Annotated in this window: 1 protein-coding gene; it reads right to left on the minus strand. The window is 70.3% G+C overall.

Annotated features, from left to right (window positions below; genetic code table 11):
- On the minus strand, nt 1-728 hold a 728-nt coding region (locus Q5762_RS36880), incomplete at both ends, for an ATP-binding protein (RefSeq protein WP_399495522.1).

Consider the following 728-nt stretch of genomic DNA (forward strand, 5'->3'; position numbering starts at 1 on the left):
GCCGCGGAGTGCGGGGTCGGCGTGGCGGGCGAGTTCGCGGTAGTGCACGAGGTGGAGCCGCTCGGCCTCCGCCCGGTCCCCCGCCTCGTCCAGCCGCTCGGCCGCGTACTCGGCGACCGTCTCCAGAAGCCGGTACCGCATACCCCCGTCATCACCCGGCGCCGCCACCACAAGCGACTTGTCGACAAGAGAACCGAGCAGATCGAGGATCGCCCCGGACGGACACACCGCCTCCGCCGCCTCCAGGTCACAACCCCCCGAGAACACCGACAGCCGCCGCAACACCGCCCGCTCCGAATCCGACAACAGATCCCACGACCAGTCGACCACCGCACGCAACGTCTGCTGACGCGGCAGAACCGTCCGCGCCCCCGACGTCAACAACCGGAACCTGTCGTCCAACCGATCCGCCACCTGCCGCGCCGACAACACCCGCAACCGCGCCGCCGCCAACTCGATCGCCAACGGCAGACCATCAAGCCGCCGGCAGATTTCCCCGCACGCCTCCGGATCATCACCCGGATCGAACCCAGGCCGCGCCGCCGCACCCCGGTCCGCCAACAACCGCAACGCCGAAACCTGCGGCAACGGCTCCACCGGACGGACGAACTCCCCCGGCACACCCAACGGCTCACGACTCGTCGCCAGCACCGTCACCCCCGGACACCGCGCCAGCAGCACGTCCACCAACTCCGCCGCCGCACCCACCACATGCTCACAGTTGTCCA

Source organism: Streptomyces sp. P9(2023) (assembly GCF_032436795.1).
Lineage (GTDB): Bacteria > Actinomycetota > Actinomycetes > Streptomycetales > Streptomycetaceae > Streptomyces.